General features: G+C 50.4%; 1 rRNA gene. It reads right to left on the bottom strand.

Annotated elements, in window-relative coordinates:
- Positions 1-90: 90 nt before the first annotated feature.
- Positions 91-2,398: ribosomal RNA gene (locus BM107_RS24435) — 23S ribosomal RNA — on the bottom strand; the annotation flags it as partial.

The following is a 2,398-nucleotide window of genomic DNA, read 5'->3' as shown; positions in this document are numbered from 1 at the left end:
GGAACCTTACGCCTTAAGCCTTTTACCTTAAGCCTCAAATGACATATTATTGAAAGAAGTTAGCATGAAGAACAAACAACAGTTCTGTTTGCTTTGAAAGCTTCGGATGATTAGTACTACTCGACTGTGGTGTCGCCACCTTTACATCTGTAGCCTATCAACGTAGTAGTCTGCTACGGTCCTATATGGAATTCTCATCTCGTGGCTAGTTTCGCACTTAGATGCTTTCAGCGCTTATCTATTCCCAGCGTAGCTACTCTGCAATGCCCCTGGCGGAACAACAGATTCACTAGAGGCTGGTCCAACCCGGTCCTCTCGTACTAAGGTCAGCCCCACTCAAAATTCCTACGCCCACAACAGATAGGGACCGAACTGTCTCGCGACGTTCTGAACCCAGCTCGCGTGCCACTTTAATCGGCGAACAGCCGAACCCTTGGGACCTTCTCCAGCCCCAGGATGTGACGAGCCGACATCGAGGTGCCAAACCTCCCCGTCGATATGAGCTCTTGGGGGAGATCAGCCTGTTATCCCCAGCGTACCTTTTATCCTTTGAGCGATGGCCCTTCCATGCAGAACCACCGGATCACTATATCCGTCTTTCGACCCTGATCGACCTGTATGTCTCACAGTCAAGCAAGCTTATGCTATTGCACTCCACGTACGGTTACCAAGCGTACTGAGCTTACCTTTGAAAGCCTCCGTTACCTTTTTGGAGGCGACCACCCCAGTCAAACTACCCATCAAACAATGTCTCCCGCTTAGCGGGATTAGACACCGAATACAGAAAGGGTGGTATTTCAACGTTGGCTCCACGATGCCTGGCGACACCGATTCATAGCCTCCCACCTATCCTACACATCCTGTACCCAATGTCAATGTTAAATTGTAGTGAAGGTGCATGGGGTCTTTCCGTCCCGTTGCGGGTACCCGGCGTCTTCACCGGGACCACAATTTCACCGAGCTCATGGCTGAGACAGCGCCCAGATCGTTACACCATTCGTGCAGGTCGGAACTTACCCGACAAGGAATTTCGCTACCTTAGGACCGTTATAGTTACGGCCGCCGTTTACTGGGGCTTCGATTCAATGCTTCTCTTGCGATGACATCCCCTCTTAACCTTCCAGCACCGGGCAGGTGTCAGGCCTTATACCTCATCTTTCGATTTTGCAAAGCCATGTGTTTTTGTTAAACAGTCGCCTGGGCCTTTTCACTGCGGCTGACATTGCTGTCAGCGCCCCTTCTCCCGAAGTTACAGGGCCATTTTGCCGAGTTCCTTAGCCATGATTCACTCGAGCACCTTAGAATCCTCTTCCCGGATACCTGTGTCGGTTTGCGGTACGGGTTTTTATAACCTGGAGCTTAGCGGTTTTTCTTGGAAGTCTGATTACCTGCACTATCCAATCGCCCGAAGGTCCTTGGTACTATCAGCGCTCAGCATCGATCACGGATTTGCCTATGTTCGATATACCTACAGCCTTCAACGATCTATTCCGTCAGATCGCGGCAGTGTCACTACTCCGTCCCCACATCGCAGTTATAAAAAGTACTGGAATATTAACCAGTTGTCCATCGAATTTCCCCTTCGGGTTCTCCTTAGGTCCCGACTGACCCTGATCCGATTAGCGTTGATCAGGAAACCTTATCCTTTCGGTGGGCGGGTTTCTCGCCCGCCTTATCGTTACTTATGCCTACATTTGCTTTTCTATGCGCTCCAGCACCCATTACCAGATACCTTCACTGCACATAGAATGCTCCCCTACCGATATATTTCAATCCCATAGCTTCGGTGTACGGTTTAATGCCCGTTTATTATCCATGCCCGATCGCTCGACTAGTGAGCTGTTACGCACTCTTTAAATGAATGGCTGCTTCCAAGCCAACATCCTAGCTGTCTGTGCAATCGGACCTCGTTAGTTCAACTTAACCGTAACTTGGGGACCTTAGCTGATGGTCTGGGTTCTTTCCCTCTCGGCGCGTGACCTTAGCACCCCGCGCCTCACTGCCGGCCATATTACATAGCATTCGGAGTTTGTCTGGATTTGGTAGGATTTGACTCCCCCGCACCCAATCAGTAGCTCTACCTCTATGTAACTCGATGCCGACGCTGTTCCTAAAAACATTTCGGGGAGTACGAGCTATTTCCCAGTTTGATTAGCCTTTCACCCCTACCCACAGATCATCCGGAAACTTTTCAACGTTTATCGGTTCGGTCCTCCAGTACGTGTTACCGCACCTTCAACCTGTCCATGGGTAGATCACAAGGTTTCGCGTCTACCTCCTCTGACTATACGCCCTGTTCAGACTCGCTTTCGCTTCGGATCCGTGCCTGAAGCACTTAACCTTGCCAGAGAAGAGTAACTCGTAGGCTCATTATGCAAAAGGCACGCCGTCACTGGAC

Source organism: Pedobacter suwonensis, from assembly GCF_900111825.1.
Classification (GTDB): domain Bacteria; phylum Bacteroidota; class Bacteroidia; order Sphingobacteriales; family Sphingobacteriaceae; genus Pedobacter; species Pedobacter suwonensis.
The sequence above is the reverse complement of the archived record's forward strand: the minus strand, read 5'-3'. Positions and strand labels throughout refer to the sequence as shown.